Here is a 16118-nt window from a genome sequence, read left to right on the forward strand (position 1 = left end):
CTCCACCGAGGAGCCACACCCATGCCCACGCGCACGAGCCCCCGCCGGCTCGCCGCCGTCCTCACGGCCGCCCCGCTCGCCCTCGCCCTCGCCGCCTGCGGCGGGACCGCCGACGCCGGATCGCCCGCCGACGCGGCGGGGACCACCGCGGCCGCGAGCACGGTCACGATCGAGGACAACCACGGCACCGTCGAGGTCCCCGTCGCCCCGGAGCGCGTCGTCGCGCTGGACAACCGGGTCTTCGAGACGCTGTCGTCCTGGGGCGTGCCGCTGGTGGCCGCCCCCAAGGCGGTCATGGGCGACGACCTGTGGCCGGAGTACACGGACGACGACGCGGTGCTCGACGTCGGCTCGCACCGGGAGCCGAACCTGGAGTCGATCGTCGCCGCCGAGCCGGACCTGGTGATCGGCGGCATGCGCTTCGCGAGCCACTACGACGACATCGTCGCGCAGAACCCCGACGCCACGGTCGTCGAGCTCAGCCCGCGGGACGACGAGGACCTGGCGGACGAGCTCGTCCGCCAGGTCGAGGCGCTCGGGCGGATCTTCGACCGGGAGGAGGACGCCGCCTCGCTGGTGGCGGCGTACGAGCAGGCGATCGCCGACGCCACGGCGGCGTACGACGGCGAGAGCACCGTCGTCGGTCTCATCACCTCCGGCGGCGCCATCTCGTACAGCGCGCCCGTCGCCGGCCGCAGCATCGGGACCCTGTTCCCGACCCTCGGGCTGGAGCCCGCGATCGAGCAGGCGGCGGAGGACACCTCGCACGGCGACGAGATCAGCGTCGAGGCGATCGCCGCGGCGGACCCGGACTGGATCATCGTGCTCGACCGCGACGGCGCCGGCGTCGGCGAGGGCGAGTACCGGCCCGCCGCCGAGCTGATCGGCGGCTCCGAGGCCCTCGCCGGCGTCACCGCCGTCGCGCAGGACCAGGTCGTCTACCTCGACCCGGACTTCTACCTGACCGAGGACATCCAGGCGTACACCGCGCTGTACGAGCAGGTGGCCCAGGCCTTCGCCGACGCCGCGTGACCCTCGCGAACCCCGCGCCGACCGCCGCCCCGGGCACCCGCCCGGGGCGGCGGTCGGTGGCGCCGCTGCTCGTCGCCGGGCTGGTCACGCTCGCGCTCGTCGTCACGTCGCTGCTCGTCGGCGTCTACGACCTGCGGGCCGACGGCGGCGACGCCATGTTCCTCATCACCCGGGTGCCCCGCACCCTCGCCCTGGTGCTGGCCGGCAGCGCGATGGCCGTGAGCGGCCTGGTGCTGCAGCAGCTCACGCAGAACCGGTTCGTCGAGCCCACGACCAGCGGCACGAGCGAGTGGGCGGCGCTGGGGCTGCTGCTCTCGGTGCTCCTGCTGCCCGCCGCCGGGATCGCGACCCGGATGGCGCTCGCCAGCGCGGCCGCGTTCGTCGGCACCATGGTGTTCCTGGCGGTGCTCCGCCGGGTGCAGGTGCGCTCGACGCTGGTCGTCCCGGTGGTCGGCATCATGCTCGGCGCCGTGGTCAGCTCGCTCACCACGCTCATCGCCATCTCCACGAACTACCTCCAGCTGCTGGGGACCTGGTTCATGGGCAGCTTCACGGGCGTCGTCCGCGGGCAGTACGAGGTGCTGTGGGTGGTCGCGGCCGTCTGCGTGGCGATCTTCGTGCTCGCCGACCGGCTGACCGTCGCCGGGCTCGGCCGGGACGTGGCGACCGGCCTCGGGCTGCGGTACGACCGGCTGATCCTCGTCGGCACCGCGCTGGTCGCGGTCGCCTCCGGGGTCACCACCGTCGTCGTCGGGTTCCTGCCGTTCCTCGGGCTCGTCGTGCCGAACGTGGTCTCCCTGCTGCGCGGCGACGACCTGCGCTCGAACCTGCCCTGGGTCTGCCTGGGCGGGATCGCGCTGGTCACGGCGTGCGACGTCGTGGGGCGGACCGTGCGGATGCCGTTCGAGGTGCCGGTCGCGATGATCCTCGGCCTCGTCGGCGCGGCCGCGTTCGTCGCCCTGGTGCTGCGGGTGCGCCGCCGTGGCTGAGGTCGTGACGACGTCGCCGCCGACCGGGCCGGCGACCGCGGCCGCACCCACCGCCTCCCCGGCGCGGGCCGCCCGCGCCCGGGCCCGCGCTGTGACCGGCTCGTACGGGTTCCGGCTCGCCGTCGTGGTCCTCGTCGCGCTGGCCGCCGCGGTCGGGATCCTCACCTACGGCAACCCCGCCGCGCCCGGCTCCCCCGGCTTCTGGATCATCGTCCGGAGCAGGTCCGCCTCGGTGGGGACGATCCTGGTGGTCGCGTTCTGCCAGGGCGTGGCCACCGTCGTGTTCCACACCGTGACGAGCAACCGCATCCTCACGCCGTCGATCCTCGGGTTCGACGCCATGTACCGGGTGATCCAGACCGGCCTGGTGTTCCTGTTCGGCGCCGGCACCCTCGCGGCGACCGACGGGCTCGGCAAGGTGGCGCTGCAGAGCCTGGTCATGGTGGGCGCCGCCTCGCTGCTGTACGGCTGGCTGTTCACCGGCACGAGAGCCGACCTGCACCTGCTGCTGCTCGTCGGCGTCGTGCTCGGCATGGGGTTCGGGGCGCTGTCGACGTTCATGCAGCGGCTGCTCACGCCCAGCGAGTTCGACATCCTCTCGGCACGGCTGTTCGGCAGCATCAGCGCCTCGGACGCCTCGTACCTGCCGTGGGGCGCGCTGGTCTGCCTGATCGTCGGCACCGTCCTGTGGCGCCGGCGGCACGTGCTCGACGTCGTCGCCCTCGGGCGCGAGACGGCCACCAGCCTCGGCGTGCGGCACCAGCGCGAGGTGCTGGTCACGCTCGTCCTCGTCGCGGTGCTGATCTCGGTGTCGACGTCCATGGTCGGCCCGATGACGTTCTTCGGCTTCGTCGTCGCGATGCTGACCTACCAGGTCGTCGGCACCAGCCGGCACGCCCGCACGCTGCCGATGGTCGTCGCCGTCGCGTGCGCGACGCTGCTGCTGGCCTCGTTCGTGCTGCGGCACGTGTTCTACGCGGCCGGGCTCGTCTCGGTCGTCATCGAGCTCGGCGGCGGGCTCGTGTTCCTCGTCCACCTGCTGCGGAAGGGCCTGCGGTGATCACCCTCGACGGCGTCGCCAAGACCTACGGGGACGTCCACGCCCTCGGACCGGTCGACCTCGAGATACCCGCCGGCGGCGTGACCGCCCTCGTCGGGCCCAACGGCGCCGGGAAGTCCACGATGCTGACGATCGTCGGCCGGCTGCTCGGCGCCGATGCCGGCCGGGTCACGGTCGGCGGGCTGGACGTGGTGGCCGCGCGGCCGCGCGACCTCGCGCGGCGGCTCGCGATCCTGCGCCAGGAGAACCACTTCGTCGCCCGGCTGACCGTCCGGCAGCTCGTGCGCCTCGGCCGGTTCCCGCACTCGCAGGGCCGGCTCACCGGCGAGGACGAGACGGTGGTCGACACCGCGCTCGGGTTCCTCGACCTCCTCGACCTCCAGGACCGGTACCTCGACGAGCTGTCGGGCGGGCAGCGGCAGCGCGCGTACGTGGCGATGGTGCTCGCGCAGGACACCGAGTACGTGCTGCTCGACGAGCCCCTCAACAACCTGGACATGCAGCACGCGGTCGCGATGATGGCCCGCCTGCGCCGCGCCGCCGACGAGCTCGGCAAGACCGTGGTGCTGGTGGTGCACGACATCAACTTCGCGGCCGCGTACGCCGACCGGGTCGTGGCCATGACCGAGGGTCGGGTCCGGTACGTGGGCACGCCGCGCGAGGTGATGACGGACGCCGTGCTCTCGGAGGTGTTCGCGACGCCGGTCACCGTGGTCGAGGGCCCGGGGTACCCGCTGGCGGTGTACTACCGGGCGTGACGCCGGGCCCGGCCTGCCACACTCCCTGGCATGACCGACCAGATCGTGCCCGACGTCCTCGCCGACCTCGTCGCCGACCGGCCGTGGCTGCTGGTCCTCGTCGTCGGGGCCGTCGTGCTGGTGCTGCGGCTGCTGGGCCGCGCCGGGGCGCCGCGCGCGCACCGCGGGGACGTGTGGTTCGCGATGGTGCCGTTCCGGGACGGCACGGGGGCCAAGGACCGGCCCGTCGTGGTGCTGCGGTCCCGCGGCCGGCGGTGCACGGTGGTGCGGCTGACCTCCCGGGACCAGGACGGGCGCGCGGGGTACGCGCGGTCGCCGGGGACGCTGCCCGGGCTGTCCGAGCGCGGCTGGGTGGACCTGCGCCCGATGGAACTGCGGCGCACCGCGCTGCGGCGGCGCACCGGGGAGGCGGGGTCGGCGTGGCTGCGCTGGTACGAGGACGCGGCGCGCGACCTGGCGTGACCCGTCAGGGCCAGTCGAGGTGCCGGTCCCACCGCTCCTCGCTGCGGGTGTACCGGACCCGCAGGTGCGCGCGGTCCGAGTCGCCCTGCCAGAGCTCGACCTCGTCGGGCTCGACCGCCCACAGCTGCCAGGTCGGCAGCACCAGCCCGGGCTCCCGGTCGACCCGCGCGCGGGCCCGCTGCACGGCGCCGTGCAGCTCCTCGGCGGACAGCAGCCGCTCCCCCGGCCGGGACGCGAGCGCGGCGGCCCGGGAGCTCGGCGAGCGGCGCAGGAAGTCGGCCGCGCAGGTGGCGGCGTCGAGCGCGCGGGCCCGGCCGACCACCCGCACCTGCCGGCCCAGCGGCTGCCAGTAGAAGGTGAGCGCCGCTCGCGGCTCGGCCGCGAGGTCCTGCGCCTTGCCGGCCCGCGCGTCGCTGGCGAACACCCACGTGCCGTCCACCACGTCCGCGAGCAGCACGACGCGCGCGTGCGGGGCGCCGTCCGGCCCGACCGTGGACAGGCACAGCGCGTGCGGCTCGGGCACGCGCGCGGCGACGGCGGCGGCGAACCAGTCCTGGAACGCGTCGACGGGGTCCGCCGGGAGCGCGTACGGGTCGACCTCGGGCAGGTCGCCGGTGAGCGCGGGCAGCGACCGGAGCAGGTCGCGGGTGCTCGGGCGGGGCAGCATGCCGTTCAGTATCCGGCCGGGTCTCGCGCCGCACCCGGGACACCGGCCGGGACCTCGACGGCCCCGGCCGGTCGTCCGGGGTCAGCCGAGCGCGAGCAGCGGGTCGCCGGCCGCGACCCGGGTGCCGGGCTCGGCGAGCCGGGTGAGGGAGTCCGGCTGCGCCTCGAGCCCGACGACGGGGCAGATCGCCGACCGGCCGCCGGCCTCGACCGCCGCCGGGTCCCACTCGACGAGGAGCTGGCCCTGCTCGACCGCGTCGCCCTCGGCGACGTGCAGCGTGAAGCCCTCGCCGCCGAGCTGGACGGTGTTGATGCCGAGGTGCACCAGCACGCCCCGCCCGCCCTCGGCGAGCAGGACGAACGCGTGCGGGTGCAGCTTGGCGACGGTCCCGGCCACCGGGGCGACGACCGAGCGGCCGGCACCGGACTCCGCGTCCGGCTGCACGGCCAGCCCCGGGCCGACGATCTCCTGCGCGAACACCGGGTCGTCCACGTCGGCGAGCGCGTGCACGACCCCCGCGACCGGGGCGAGGACGGTCAGCGCCATCAGCGCAGGTCCTCGATGTCCGAGGCCAGCGTGTCCGCCTCGGGCCCGACGATGACCTGCACGACGGTGCCGGACTGCATGACGGCGATCGCGCCGGCGGCCTTGAGGACCGACTCGGTCACCTTGGACGGGTCCTCGACCTCGACGCGCAGCCGCGTGATGCAGGGCTCGAGGTCGACGATGTTCGCGTCCCCGCCCAGTCCGGCCAGGATCTGCTCTGCCTTGCTCATGGTTCTTCTCCTTCGTGGCTCCCGCCGAGTGCGGTGCGGCGGGTCGGTGCTGGCGCGCGGCGGCCCCCGGGGGCCGCGGCGGTCACATCAGGTCCTCCAGGTCGGAGGCGAGGGTGTCGACGCTCGGGCCGATGACCACCTGCACCACCCGCCCGGACACCATCACGCCGAACGCGCCGGCGGCGCGCAGGGCGGCGGCGTCCACGCGGGACGGCTCCTTCACGAGCGAGCGCAGCCGCGTCGTGCACGGCTCGATCTCGTCGATGTTCCCCACCCCGCCCAGGCCGGCGAGGATCGCCGCGGCCTGGCCGGTGCCCTGCGCGCTCATCCGGTCCTCCCGTCCTCCAGGGCCGCGCCCACGGCCTCCCGCTGGTCGAGCTCGTCGCCGTCGCGCAGCCGTGGCACCAGGGCCGGCGCCGGCGCGCTGAGCGGCACCCACACGCTGTACCGGTCGCCGCGGTAGCAGGCGTTCGAGTACATGGCGGGCGTGTCCGCGCTGAACGTCCGGCGGGTCGCGCGCAGCACGGCGCGCGTCCCCCGCAGGTCCAGCAGCGCGGCCTCCTCGTCGGTCGCCTCCGCGGCGGTCAGCGTCTCCTCGCCCCAGGCGGGCGCGAGGCCGACGGCGCGCAGGGCGTCGTGCATGCTCGGCGGGGGCCCGTCGGCGAGCAGCCCCGGGACCAGGTCGACCGACACCCAGTGCTGCTCGATGCTCATGGGCGACCCGTCGGCGTACCGGACGCGGCGCAGGTGGTGCAGCGGGGCGCCGGGCTCGGTGCCGAGCGCGTCGGCGGCGTCGGCGGAGGCGGGCACGGTGCCCATGCCGAGCACCCGGGTCTCGGGCCGCATCCCGCGCCGGCGCATCTCCTCGCCGAACGTGGTCAGCCGCATCTCGAAGTCCATGCGCCGGGGCGCCACGAACGTGCCGCGCCCCTGCTCGCGCACCAGCACGCCCTCGCCGACCAGGGCGTCGACGGCCTGGCGCACGGTCATCCGGGACACGCCGAACCGCTCGCACAGCGCCCGCTCGGACGGGATCGCGTCGCCGACGCCCAGCTCGCGCTCGACGAGGCCGGCCAGGTAGGCGCGGACGGCCTGGTACTTGTGGGCGCCGGGGGCGAGGGCGGACTGCTTCGCGTGCACGCGCTCACCCTCCCACCTCGGTCGCCGTCGTCCGCACCACCGGGTGCCCGTCCGGGCGTTCGCGGGTGGGCCTGTGGTCCTTGACACATACTCCGGTCTAGACCACTCTGACCGCAACTGGTCCAGACAACTTGCCGGACTCGACGGCGACCACGCAAGTTCCGCACCGAGCGCACCGCGTACCCACACCTCCCCCCGACCCGTGCGCGCCCCCTGCCGGGCGCCCGCGACCCGACCTCACGAGGAGTGACCATGACCGCCACCACGGTCGATACCCCCAAGCGGGGCATCCCCGGACTCGCGCAGCTGCAGCGCGTGGGCCGATCCCTCATGCTCCCCATCGCCTCGCTGCCCGCCGCCGCCCTGCTGCTCCGGCTGGGCCAGGCGGACATGCTCGGCGCCGAGGGCCTGGGCGCCCGCGCCGACTGGCTGCTGCCCGTCGCCGACGTCCTCGCCGCGGCCGGCAACGCCCTGCTCGGCAACCTGCCGCTGCTGTTCGCGCTCGGCGTCGCGATCGGTTACGCCCGCAAGGCCGACGGCTCCACCGGCCTCGCGGCGCTGGTCGGCTACCTCGTCTTCAACGGCGTCACGGACGCCCTCTCGCCGTACATCCTCGGCGAGGCGGCCGAGGGCGAGACGCAGGAGCTCATCAACTACGGCGTGCTGGGCGGCATCGTCATCGGCCTGACCGCCGCGCTGCTCTACCAGCGGTTCTACCGGATCAAGCTGCCCCCGTACCTGGCGTTCTTCGGCGGCCGCCGGTTCGTGCCGATCGTCACCGCCGGCGCCGCCGTGCTGATCGCCGTCGTCGCCGCGCTCATCTACCCGGCGTTCGACTCCGGGTTCACCGCCGTCGGCGAGTGGGTCACCGGCTCGACCATCATCGGCGCGTTCGTGTTCGGCACCCTGAACCGGCTGCTGCTGCCGTTCGGCCTGCACCACCTGCTGAACTCGCTGCCGTGGTTCCAGTTCGGCTCGTACGAGGCCGACGGCCAGGTGTGGAACGGCGACATCGCCCGGTTCCTGCACGGCGACCCGACCGCCGGCACCTTCATGACCGGCTTCTTCCCGATCATGATGTTCGCCCTGCCCGCCGCCGCCCTGGCGATCGTGCACACCGCGAAGAAGAAGAACCGCAAGGTCATCGCCGGCATCATGGGCTCGGCCGCACTGGTCGCGTTCGTCACCGGCGTCACCGAGCCGCTCGAGTTCGCGTTCGTGTACGTCGCCTACCCGCTGTACGCGATCCACGCGGTGCTGACCGGCACCTCGCTGGCCCTGGTGAACGCGCTCGACATCCGCAGCGGGTTCGGGTTCTCGGCGGGCGCGATCGACTACCTGCTGAACTTCCGGATCGCCGAGCAGCCGCTGCTGCTGATCGTCATCGGCCTCGGCTACGCGGTCGTCTACTACTTCCTGTTCCGGTTCATGATCCTGAAGTTCAACTTCAAGACGCCCGGCCGGGAGGACGACCCGGTCGCCGAGGGCGCGGGCGACCAGGTCACCGCCGCCACGGACACCGCCCCGGCCGACGTGCCGGCGACGGCGACCGTCCCGGCCGCCCGCGTCGAGTCCCGCGCGGACGACCCGGGCCGGCGTCCGGGCGACCGCACCTCGGGCGAGTCCCCGGCCTGACGCCGGGGTCCACCCCCACCGACGACGAGGGCCCGCGCACCGACCGGTGCGCGGGCCCTCGTCGTGCGCGAGGCGTCAGGCGATCTCGACCTGGCTGAGGAACGCCTCCAGCGCGTCGAGGCTCGCCTCGGCGTCCGGGCCGTCGGTCTCGGTGGCGAGCACGAGCGTCTCGCCCGCGGCGGCGCCCAGGGTCATGATCCCGAGGATGCTCGCGGCCTGGACCGGGGCGGCGTCGCCCTTGCGGACCGTGACCGGCACCGGCTGCTTGCCGGCCTCCGCGACGAACAGGGCGGCGGGGCGGGCGTGCAGGCCCTCCGCGATGGCGACGACGACGGACCGTTCCATGCCTGACCTCCGGTGCGAGCGGGAGCGTGCCCGGCGGTGGGCACGACCCGACTGTAACTGGTCTGGACCAGCCGCGGGAGCGGCGGGCGGACGCGCGGCGCGGCGCGGCTCAGCCCGCGCGCACCTCGTCCACGCCCTTGTTCGCGAGCTGGTCGGCGCGCTCGTTGCCCGGGTCCCCGGCGTGCCCCTTGACCCAGTGCCAGGAGATGGCGTGCCGCGCGACCTGCTCGTCGAGCGCCTGCCACAGGTCCTGGTTCTTCACCGGCTTCTTGTCCGCCGTCCGCCAGCCGTTCCGCTTCCAGCCGGCGATCCACTTGGTCACGCCCTGCATGACGTACTGCGAGTCGACGTGCAGGTCGACCCGGCAGGGCTGGTTCAACGCCTTCAGGCCCTCGATGACCGCCGTGAGCTCCATGCGGTTGTTCGTCGTCACGGCCTCGCCGCCGAACAGCTCGCGCTCGTGCCCGTTGGACCGGAGCAGCGCGCCCCAGCCGCCGACGCCGGGGTTGCCCTTGCAGGCGCCGTCCGTCCACATCTCGACGGCGGGCGGGGTGCTGGGGGCGTCGCTCATGGTCGCCCACTGTAGGGCGCCCGGGGGCGTGAAAGGATCGCCGGGTGGCAGCCTCCCGATCGACCCTGGCCGACCGGGTCCCCGCGAACCCCCAGGACCCCGACGCGCTCTACGAGGCGTTCACCGGCTGGGCGGCCGACCAGGGCCTCGCGCTCTACCCGCACCAGGACGAGGCGCTGCTGGAGCTGGTCACCGGCTCGCACGTCATCCTGTCGACGCCCACCGGCTCCGGGAAGTCGCTGGTCGCCACCGCGGCGCACTTCGTCGCGCTCGCCCAGGGCCGGCGGACGTACTACACGGCCCCGCTCAAGGCGCTGGTGAGCGAGAAGTTCTTCGCGCTGGTCGAGGCGTTCGGCTCCGCGAACGTCGGCATGATGACCGGCGACTCGGCGGTGAACCCGGACGCGCCGATCATCTGCTGCACGGCCGAGATCCTGGCCAACCAGGCCCTGCGCCAGGGGCCGGGGGCCGACATCGGCCAGGTCGTGATGGACGAGTTCCACTTCTACGCCGACCCGCAGCGCGGCTGGGCGTGGCAGGTGCCGCTGCTGGAGCTGCCGCGCGCCCAGTTCCTGCTGATGTCGGCGACGCTCGGCGACGTGTCGTTCTTCGTGGACGACCTCCAGCGGCGCACCGACGTGCCGGTGGCCGTGGTCGCGAACGCCGAGCGGCCCGTGCCCCTGACCTTCTCCTACGAGGTCGAGCCGCTGCACGAGCTGCTGGAGATGCTGGTGCAGACCGGCCGATCCCCCGTGTACGTCGTGCACTTCACGCAGAAGGAGGCCGTGGAGCGCGCGCAGGCGCTGCTGTCGATGACCCTCGCCTCGCGGGAGCAGCGCGACCGGATCGCCGACGAGCTCGGCGACTTCCGGTTCGGGCCCGGCTTCGGCAAGACGCTGTCCCGGCTGCTGAGGCACGGCGTCGGCGTGCACCACGCCGGCATGCTGCCGAAGTACCGCCGGGTCGTCGAGCGGCTGACCCAGAAGGGCCTGCTGCGGGTCGTCTGCGGCACGGACACCCTGGGCGTCGGCATCAACGTGCCGATCCGCACCGTCCTGCTCACCTCGCTCGTGAAGTACGACGGCACCCGGATGCGGCACCTGTCGGCCCGCGAGTTCCACCAGATCGCCGGACGGGCCGGCCGGGCCGGGTTCGACACCACCGGCGAGGTCTTCGTGCTCGCGCCCGAGCACGTCATCGAGAACCGCAAGGCCCTGCAGAAGGCCGGCGACGACCCGAAGAAGCTCAAGAAGATCGTCCGCAAGCAGGCGCCCCCCGGGATGGTGAACTGGACGGACAAGACGTTCGAGCGGCTGCGGGACGCCGAGCCCGAGCCCCTGACCTCCTCGTTCGGCGTCTCGCACGCGATGGTGCTCAACGTGCTCGCCCGCCCGACCGGCGACCCCGTCGAGACCATGCGGCACCTGCTGCTCGACAACCACGAGCCCGAGGCGTCGAAGGGCCGGCTGGTCCGGCAGGCCGTCGCGATCTACCGGTCGCTGCGCACCGCGGGCGTCGTCGAGCGCGTGGTCGAGGACGGGCCGGGCCCGGAGCGGCTGCGCCGGACGGTGCGGCTGACCCTCGACGTGCCGCCGACGTTCGCGCTGAACCAGCCGCTGTCCCCGTTCGCGTACGCCGCCCTCGACCTGCTCGACGTCGAGGACCCGGGCTACGCGCACGACGTGGTGTCGGTCATCGAGTCGACGCTGGACGACCCGCGCCAGGTGCTCGCGGCGCAGGAGAACCGCGCCCGCGGCGAGGCGGTGGCGGCGATGAAGGCCGACGGCATCGAGTACGAGGAGCGGATGGCGCTGCTCGAGGACGTGTCGTACCCGAAGCCCCTCGCCGAGCTGCTGGGCGCCTCGTTCCAGATCTACAAGCAGACCAACCCGTGGGTCGCCGACCACGAGCTGTCCCCGAAGTCGGTCGTCCGCGACATGCACGAGCGGGCCGCGACGTTCGCCGAGTACGTGTCGCTGTACCAGCTGGACCGCACCGAGGGCGTGCTGCTGCGCTACCTGGCCGACGCGTTCCGGGCGCTGCGGCAGACCGTGCCGGACGACCTGCGGACCGAGGAGCTGCACGAGATCGTCGAGTGGCTCGGCGACCTGGTCCGCCGTACCGACTCCAGCCTGCTCGACGAGTGGGAGCGGCTGGCGCACCCGGAGGACCTGGACGACGCCACCGTCACCGAGTCCCGGCCGGAGGACGACGCTCCCCCGCCGATCACCGTCAACCGGCGGGTGTTCCGCGCGCTGGTCCGGGGCGCGCTGTTCCGCCGCGTCGACCTGGCCGCCCGCGAGGCGTACCCGGCGCTGGCGGCGCTCGGCGACCAGGACGCGGCGGACCAGCCGTGGACCGCCGACCGGTGGGGCGACGCGCTCGACCCGTTCTACGACGACCACGACGAGATCCTCACCGGCCCGGCCGCCCGCGGGCCGGCGCTGTTCCAGGTCGACGAGCGGCCCGCGGGCCACGGCGAGGCGGGTGCGCGCGGCGACCTGTGGTTCGTCCGACAGCTGCTCGACGACCCGGCCGGCGACCACGACTGGCGCATCGACGCGCTGGTCGACCTGCCCGCCTCGGACGCGGCCGGCGAGGTCGTGCTGCGGGTGCTCGAGGTCGGGCCGCTCTGACCTGCGGGAACGTCTTGACCGGTTCCAGATAAGGGCAGGCAAACCTGCGTTTGTGCAGGTCAGGGCAGCCTTTCCTGTGATGACAGGACGTCATCTCCGGCCTACCGTGGCTGCCATGAGCACCCTGTCGACCCACCTCCTGGACCGTGACCGCACCGCCGCCCCGGCGTCCCGGCGCGCCCCCGGGACGGGCGACGCGGCCCCCGCCCTGCCCACCGCCGAGCGGCTGAACTGGCTGCGCGCCGGCGTGCTCGGCGCGAACGACGGCATCGTCTCGGTGGCCGCCACGGTCGTCGGCGTCGCGGGCGCGGCGACCGGGCTGTCGACGCTGGCGGTCGCCGGCGTCGCGGCGCTCGTCGCGGGCGCCCTGTCGATGGCCGCCGGCGAGTACGTCTCCGTGAGCAGCCAGCGGGACGCCGAGCGGGTGCTCCGCGCGCACGGGGTCCGGGACGCCGAGGAGGCGCTGACCAACCCGTGGCACGCCGCGCTGGCATCGCTCGTGGCGTTCGTGGTCGGCGGCGTCGTGCCGCTGCTGGCGATGCTCGGCCCGTGGGGCGGTGAGGCCCGCGTCGTGGCGACGTTCGCGGCCGTCGTCGTGGCGCTCGTGGTGACCGGCACGGTGAGCGCGCGCCTCGGCGGCGCCCCGGCGGGCCGCGCGGTGCTCCGCAACGTGGTCGGCGGCAGCCTGGCGATGGCGATCACCTACGGCGTCGGCTCCCTGGTCGGCCTGGCGGTCTGACCCGCGCGGCGGCGCCGAGGTCGGCAGTTCCGCCTCAGGTCGCCGGAAGCGCCGGGGCCTCCGTGGCCGCGACCGACGACCTCGGCCGGACCGCACCCCGCAGCGGCGGACCCAGGCGACGTGCCGCCTCGTCCGTGAACACCACCACGACCTCGTCCGCGCCCAGGTCGACACCCTCGCCGGCCGCACCCGACGTGGCCGCGATGAACCAGACCGGGCCGCCACCGACCTCGACCCGGACCGCGAGCGGCACGTCATCCACGCCCGGCTCGCCGGCGGGCGGACCCCACACGGCGACCGCCGAGGTCACGGTCCCGCCCAGCCGCCCCGCCCACCGCGGGTGCGCCGACACCGGCCAGGTCTCGGGTCCCGGGTCCGCGCCGGGCGCGGGCGTGGCGAGGGGCAGCCGGTCGAGCACCTCGACGCCGTAGCACCCGAAGGTCCGGGTCCAGGTGACCGCCCGCGTGCCGGCGTCGGTCACCAGCTCCACGCCGAGCACCGCGTGGTGCCAGTCCTCGTGGTCCCAGGTCCGCGGCTCCGGCCCGAGTGCCGCGACGTCCCAGTAGGCCACGCCCAGCAGCCGGAGCCCGACGAGCGCGTCGACCGCATGCTCGAACGCGTCGCGGCGCGTGGGCTCGTCAGGCACGACCCCATGCTGCCGCACGCCGGGGCGCGAGTTCGTCGGTTCCGCGCGAGTTCGCCGGTTCCGCACCCTGCCGCAGCAGCGGAACCGGCGAACTCGGCGGTCGGTGCGGTCAGTGCCGTCAGGGCCAGGCGCCCGGCAGCACCACCAGCGCGAGCGCGCCCAGCACGCCCGCCGCCAGCGCGGCGTCGCCCCCGCCGAGCGGCACCGGGCGCCACACCGTGCGCGGCCCGGCGGACAGACCCCGCGACTCCAGCGCCAGCGCGACCCGCTCGGACGCGCGGATCGACGCCACCAGCAGCGCGAAGGCCGCGCGCACCCAGCCGCGCCACCCCGCGCGCGGCAGGCCGCCGCGGCCGAGCGGGGCCCGCACCAGCTGGGCCGCCCGGATCGTCGCCCACTGCCGGGGCAGCCCGGCGAGCATCCGGTGCCCCGCCAGCAGCGCGTACGCGTACCGCGGGCTCAGCCGGGCGTGCCGGACCAGGCTGACCATCAGGTCCCGCGGCGGGGTGCTGGCGAGGAAGGCGACCGTGGCGACGCCGATCGCGCAGCCGCGCAGGGCGAGCGCGGCGCCGACCGCCAGCCCCTCGTGCGTCACCCGGAACGGCCCCGTCGCGAGCAGGACGGCGCCGGGACGGCTCACCGCGTTGACCAGCAGCACCCCGGCGCCGAACGTCCAGAACGGCACCTGGGCCAGCAATAGCCGCCGCCCGCGCACCCCCGCGCCCCACCGGGCCGCGGCGAGGCCGAGCACGTAGAGCACCGCGAGCGCCGCGACGTCCAGCAGCGCGAGGGTCGCCACCGACACCGCGACGACCAGCAGCAGCTTGACGGCCGGGTTCCGGGCCTCCAGCGGGGTCACGGTGCCGGCACCTCCGTCCGGTCCGCGACGGCGGCGCGTCCGGCACCCGCAGCGGCCGCGCCCGCCGCACCGGCCGGGGTCGCCGCACCGCCCGCGCCCGCCGCACCGCCCGCGCCCGCCGCACCGGCCGCCGCCGCCCCGTGGGCGTCGAGCGCCGCGAGCGCGTCCCGCAGCCGCGCCGCGTCGGGCACCGCGCCGGCGAGCCAGCGCAGCAGCCGCGACGGGCGCAGGCGCGCGGCCGCGAGCAGCCCGTCGTCCCGCAGCAGGGCGAGCGGGTCCACGTCCGCCACGAGCCGGCCGTCCGCGACCACCAGCACCCGGTCGGCGACCGACGCGACCGCGCGCAGGTCGTGGCAGCTCAGCAGCACGGCGCCGCCGGCGCGGGCGGTCTCGGCGAGCGCCCCCAGCACGGCCGCGGTCCCGTGCCGGTCCAGCCCGAAGGTGGGCTCGTCGGCCAGCAGGACGCGACGGTCGTGGACCAGCATGGCCGCCAGGCTCAGCCGGCGCTGCTCGCCGCCGGACAGCCGGTGCGGGTCCCGGTCCGCGAGCCGTGCGAGGCCGAACCGCGCGAGCGCAGCGGCGACCCGCGCGTCCGTCGCCGGGCCGGTCGGCAGCCCGACGGCGACCTCCGCCCGCACCGTGCGCCCCGCGAGCTGGTGCTCGGGGTTCTGGACCACGAGCCCGGCCCGCGGCCCGTCGACCACGCCCGCGAGCGGCGGCAGCACCCCGGCGAGGCACGCGAGCAGCGTGGACTTCCCGGAGCCGTTCGCGCCCACCAGCGCCGTCACCTCCCCCGCACGCAGCTCGAGGTCGACGCCGCGGAGCACCGGCTCCGGTGCCGGGCCGCGCCGCGGCGGCCGGCCCCCGGCGCGTGCGGACGGGCTCCGTCCCACCGCAAGCCCGCGGGCGGAGAGCAGCACCTCGCCGCGGGACGTGCCGCCCGGCGCGGGGTCGCGCGACACCGCTGCCGCGAGGGACCGCACCCGGTCGCGCTGCCCCGGGTCGCCCGGCGCCCCGCCGAGGGCCACCGCCAGCTCCACGTCCTCCGGGAGCCAGCAGCCGCGCGCGAGCAGCTCGGGGCCGGCGGCCCGCGCGACCTCGGCCGCGGGGCCGTCGTGCGTCACGCGGCCGTCGGCGGACAGCACGACCCACCGGCCGGGCAGCTCGGCGACGCCCGCCTCCCCGGCGAGCGCGTCCAGCCGGTGCTCCACCAGCACGCAGGCGGCGCCGGTCGCCTCGCGCGCGGTCGCGAGGGCCGCGCGCACCGCCGCGACGCCGTCGGCGTCCAGCATCGAGGTGGGCTCGTCCAGCAGCAGCACCCGGGGCCCGGCGACCACGGCGGCGGCGAGGGCGACGCGCTGCAGCTCGCCGCCGGACAGCGCGTCCGTGCGGCGGCCCGCCAGGTGCGCGGCGCCGGTCGCGTCGAGCGCCGCGGCGACCACCGGGCCGATCGCGGCGGGCGGCGTCCCGAGGTTCTCCAGCGGGAACGCGACCTCGTCCGCGACGTCGGCCAGGCAGACACCGGTCTCCGGGTCCTGCGCGAGCACCCCCACCACGTCCGCGAGCGCCGCGACGCCGTGCTCCGCGACGTCCCGGCCGGCGACGGCGACGCGCCCCTGCACCCGGGCGGGCACGGCGTGCGGCACCGCGCCGTGCAGGCAGCGCAGCAGCGTCGACTTCCCCGCGCCCGACGGACCGAGCACGAGGACCTGCTCGCCCGGGTCGAGCCGCAGGTCGACGGGTCCGACGCCGGCGCCGCCGTCGAGCACCGCCTCGAGCCCGGCCACCTCCAGCACCGCGCCG

The 16118-nt window shown here is 75.5% G+C and carries 18 protein-coding genes; 8 read left to right on the top strand and 10 right to left on the bottom strand.

The window, feature by feature from the left end:
• The first annotated feature begins 21 nt into the window (after positions 1-21).
• From G6556_RS03800 to G6556_RS03820, 5 genes are read left to right on the top strand one after another with little or no spacing between them, the layout of a single operon-like run.
• A complete protein-coding gene (locus G6556_RS03800; protein WP_166938749.1) occupies positions 22-1032 on the top strand; it encodes an ABC transporter substrate-binding protein in 1011 nt (336 codons plus the stop codon).
• A gap of 56 nt (positions 1033-1088) precedes the next feature.
• Positions 1089-2021: an iron chelate uptake ABC transporter family permease subunit gene (locus G6556_RS03805; RefSeq protein ID WP_166938776.1), complete on the top strand. Its 933-nt coding sequence runs from the start codon at positions 1089-1091 to the stop codon at positions 2019-2021.
• Positions 2014-3081 carry an iron chelate uptake ABC transporter family permease subunit gene (locus G6556_RS03810; protein ID WP_346774705.1) on the top strand — a complete coding sequence of 356 codons (1068 nt, stop codon included), beginning with the start codon at positions 2014-2016 and terminating at the stop codon, positions 3079-3081. Before G6556_RS03805 ends, G6556_RS03810 begins: the two co-directional genes overlap by 8 nt.
• Positions 3078-3839, top strand: coding sequence for an ATP-binding cassette domain-containing protein (locus tag G6556_RS03815; protein ID WP_166938751.1), 762 nt, complete (start codon positions 3078-3080; stop codon positions 3837-3839). Before G6556_RS03810 ends, G6556_RS03815 begins: the two co-directional genes overlap by 4 nt.
• A 30-nt stretch (positions 3840-3869) precedes the next feature.
• A complete protein-coding gene (locus tag G6556_RS03820; RefSeq protein WP_166938753.1) occupies positions 3870-4301 on the top strand; it encodes a type II toxin-antitoxin system PemK/MazF family toxin in 432 nt (143 codons plus the stop codon).
• 4 nt (positions 4302-4305) lie between these two features.
• Here G6556_RS03820 and G6556_RS03825 read toward each other — a convergent pair whose 3' ends face one another.
• The 5 genes from G6556_RS03825 to G6556_RS03845 all read right to left on the bottom strand — a co-directional run bounded on the left by G6556_RS03825 (position 4306) and on the right by G6556_RS03845 (position 6884).
• Entirely contained in the window at positions 4306-4968 is a 663-nt protein-coding gene (locus G6556_RS03825) for a pyridoxal 5'-phosphate synthase (RefSeq protein WP_166938754.1), read from the bottom strand.
• Positions 4969-5049: 81 nt separating this feature from the next.
• Positions 5050-5514, bottom strand: coding sequence for a PTS glucose transporter subunit IIA (locus G6556_RS03830; protein ID WP_166938756.1), 465 nt, complete (start codon positions 5512-5514; stop codon positions 5050-5052).
• Positions 5514-5744 carry a PTS glucose/sucrose transporter subunit IIB gene (locus tag G6556_RS03835; protein ID WP_147796028.1) on the bottom strand — a complete coding sequence of 77 codons (231 nt, stop codon included), beginning with the start codon at positions 5742-5744 and terminating at the stop codon, positions 5514-5516. Before G6556_RS03835 ends, G6556_RS03830 begins: the two co-directional genes overlap by 1 nt.
• A gap of 82 nt (positions 5745-5826) precedes the next feature.
• Positions 5827-6072, bottom strand: a complete 246-nt coding sequence (locus tag G6556_RS03840) for a glucose PTS transporter subunit EIIB (RefSeq protein ID WP_166938758.1) — start codon at positions 6070-6072, stop codon at positions 5827-5829.
• Positions 6069-6884: a GntR family transcriptional regulator gene (locus G6556_RS03845; RefSeq protein ID WP_166938760.1), complete on the bottom strand. Its 816-nt coding sequence runs from the start codon at positions 6882-6884 to the stop codon at positions 6069-6071. The genes G6556_RS03840 and G6556_RS03845 overlap by 4 nt, the downstream gene beginning before the upstream one ends.
• 252 nt (positions 6885-7136) lie before the next feature.
• Between G6556_RS03845 and G6556_RS03850 the strand changes: the two genes are divergently transcribed.
• Positions 7137-8519, top strand: a complete 1383-nt coding sequence (locus G6556_RS03850) for a PTS transporter subunit EIIC (RefSeq protein ID WP_166938762.1) — start codon at positions 7137-7139, stop codon at positions 8517-8519.
• A 75-nt stretch (positions 8520-8594) separates the two neighbouring features.
• Here the strand turns inward: G6556_RS03850 and G6556_RS03855 are convergent, their stop codons facing one another.
• Together G6556_RS03855 and rnhA are read right to left on the bottom strand one after the other, a co-directional pair.
• Entirely contained in the window at positions 8595-8864 is a 270-nt protein-coding gene (locus tag G6556_RS03855; protein ID WP_166938763.1) for an HPr family phosphocarrier protein, read from the bottom strand.
• A 109-nt stretch (positions 8865-8973) separates the two neighbouring features.
• Entirely contained in the window at positions 8974-9435 is a 462-nt protein-coding gene (gene rnhA, locus G6556_RS03860) for a ribonuclease HI (protein WP_166938765.1), read from the bottom strand.
• Positions 9436-9479: 44 nt separating this feature from the next.
• Between rnhA and G6556_RS03865 the strand changes: the two genes are divergently transcribed.
• A complete protein-coding gene (locus G6556_RS03865; RefSeq protein ID WP_346774706.1) occupies positions 9480-12071 on the top strand; it encodes a DUF3516 domain-containing protein in 2592 nt (863 codons plus the stop codon).
• 115 nt (positions 12072-12186) lie between these two features.
• The gene (locus G6556_RS03870; protein WP_166938767.1) at positions 12187-12810 is read left to right on the top strand and encodes a VIT1/CCC1 transporter family protein; all 624 of its coding nucleotides are present in this window, start codon (positions 12187-12189) and stop codon (positions 12808-12810) included.
• A gap of 34 nt (positions 12811-12844) precedes the next feature.
• Here G6556_RS03870 and G6556_RS03875 read toward each other — a convergent pair whose 3' ends face one another.
• The 3 genes from G6556_RS03875 to G6556_RS03885 form a co-directional block, all read right to left on the bottom strand.
• Positions 12845-13456 carry a hypothetical protein gene (locus tag G6556_RS03875; protein WP_166938768.1) on the bottom strand — a complete coding sequence of 204 codons (612 nt, stop codon included), beginning with the start codon at positions 13454-13456 and terminating at the stop codon, positions 12845-12847.
• A 118-nt stretch (positions 13457-13574) separates the two neighbouring features.
• Positions 13575-14315 carry a CbiQ family ECF transporter T component gene (locus G6556_RS03880; protein WP_166938770.1) on the bottom strand — a complete coding sequence of 247 codons (741 nt, stop codon included), beginning with the start codon at positions 14313-14315 and terminating at the stop codon, positions 13575-13577.
• Positions 14312-16118, bottom strand: a 1807-nt coding sequence (locus tag G6556_RS03885; protein ID WP_205692988.1) for an ABC transporter ATP-binding protein, incomplete at its 5' end; no start/stop codon positions are given. The genes G6556_RS03885 and G6556_RS03880, both read right to left, overlap by 4 nt.

Origin of the sequence: Cellulomonas sp. IC4_254 (assembly GCF_011603975.1) — a bacterium.
In the GTDB taxonomy this organism is placed as follows: domain Bacteria; phylum Actinomycetota; class Actinomycetes; order Actinomycetales; family Cellulomonadaceae; genus Cellulomonas.

What these genes read in the sequence shown, in the direction of transcription:
- G6556_RS03840 (WP_166938758.1), bottom strand. Translation starts at nt 6,072, where the DNA reads ATGAGCGCGCAGGGCACCGGCCAGGCCGCGGCGATCCTCGCCGGCCTG.
- G6556_RS03870 (WP_166938767.1), top strand. Translation starts at nt 12,187, where the DNA reads ATGAGCACCCTGTCGACCCACCTCCTGGACCGTGACCGCACCGCCGCC.
- rnhA (WP_166938765.1), bottom strand. Translation starts at nt 9,435, where the DNA reads ATGAGCGACGCCCCCAGCACCCCGCCCGCCGTCGAGATGTGGACGGAC.
- G6556_RS03835 (WP_147796028.1), bottom strand. Translation starts at nt 5,744, where the DNA reads ATGAGCAAGGCAGAGCAGATCCTGGCCGGACTGGGCGGGGACGCGAAC.
- G6556_RS03800 (WP_166938749.1), top strand. Translation starts at nt 22, where the DNA reads ATGCCCACGCGCACGAGCCCCCGCCGGCTCGCCGCCGTCCTCACGGCC.
- G6556_RS03825 (WP_166938754.1), bottom strand. Translation starts at nt 4,968, where the DNA reads ATGCTGCCCCGCCCGAGCACCCGCGACCTGCTCCGGTCGCTGCCCGCG.
- G6556_RS03830 (WP_166938756.1), bottom strand. Translation starts at nt 5,514, where the DNA reads ATGGCGCTGACCGTCCTCGCCCCGGTCGCGGGGGTCGTGCACGCGCTC.
- G6556_RS03855 (WP_166938763.1), bottom strand. Translation starts at nt 8,864, where the DNA reads ATGGAACGGTCCGTCGTCGTCGCCATCGCGGAGGGCCTGCACGCCCGC.
- G6556_RS03850 (WP_166938762.1), top strand. Translation starts at nt 7,137, where the DNA reads ATGACCGCCACCACGGTCGATACCCCCAAGCGGGGCATCCCCGGACTC.
- G6556_RS03820 (WP_166938753.1), top strand. Translation starts at nt 3,870, where the DNA reads ATGACCGACCAGATCGTGCCCGACGTCCTCGCCGACCTCGTCGCCGAC.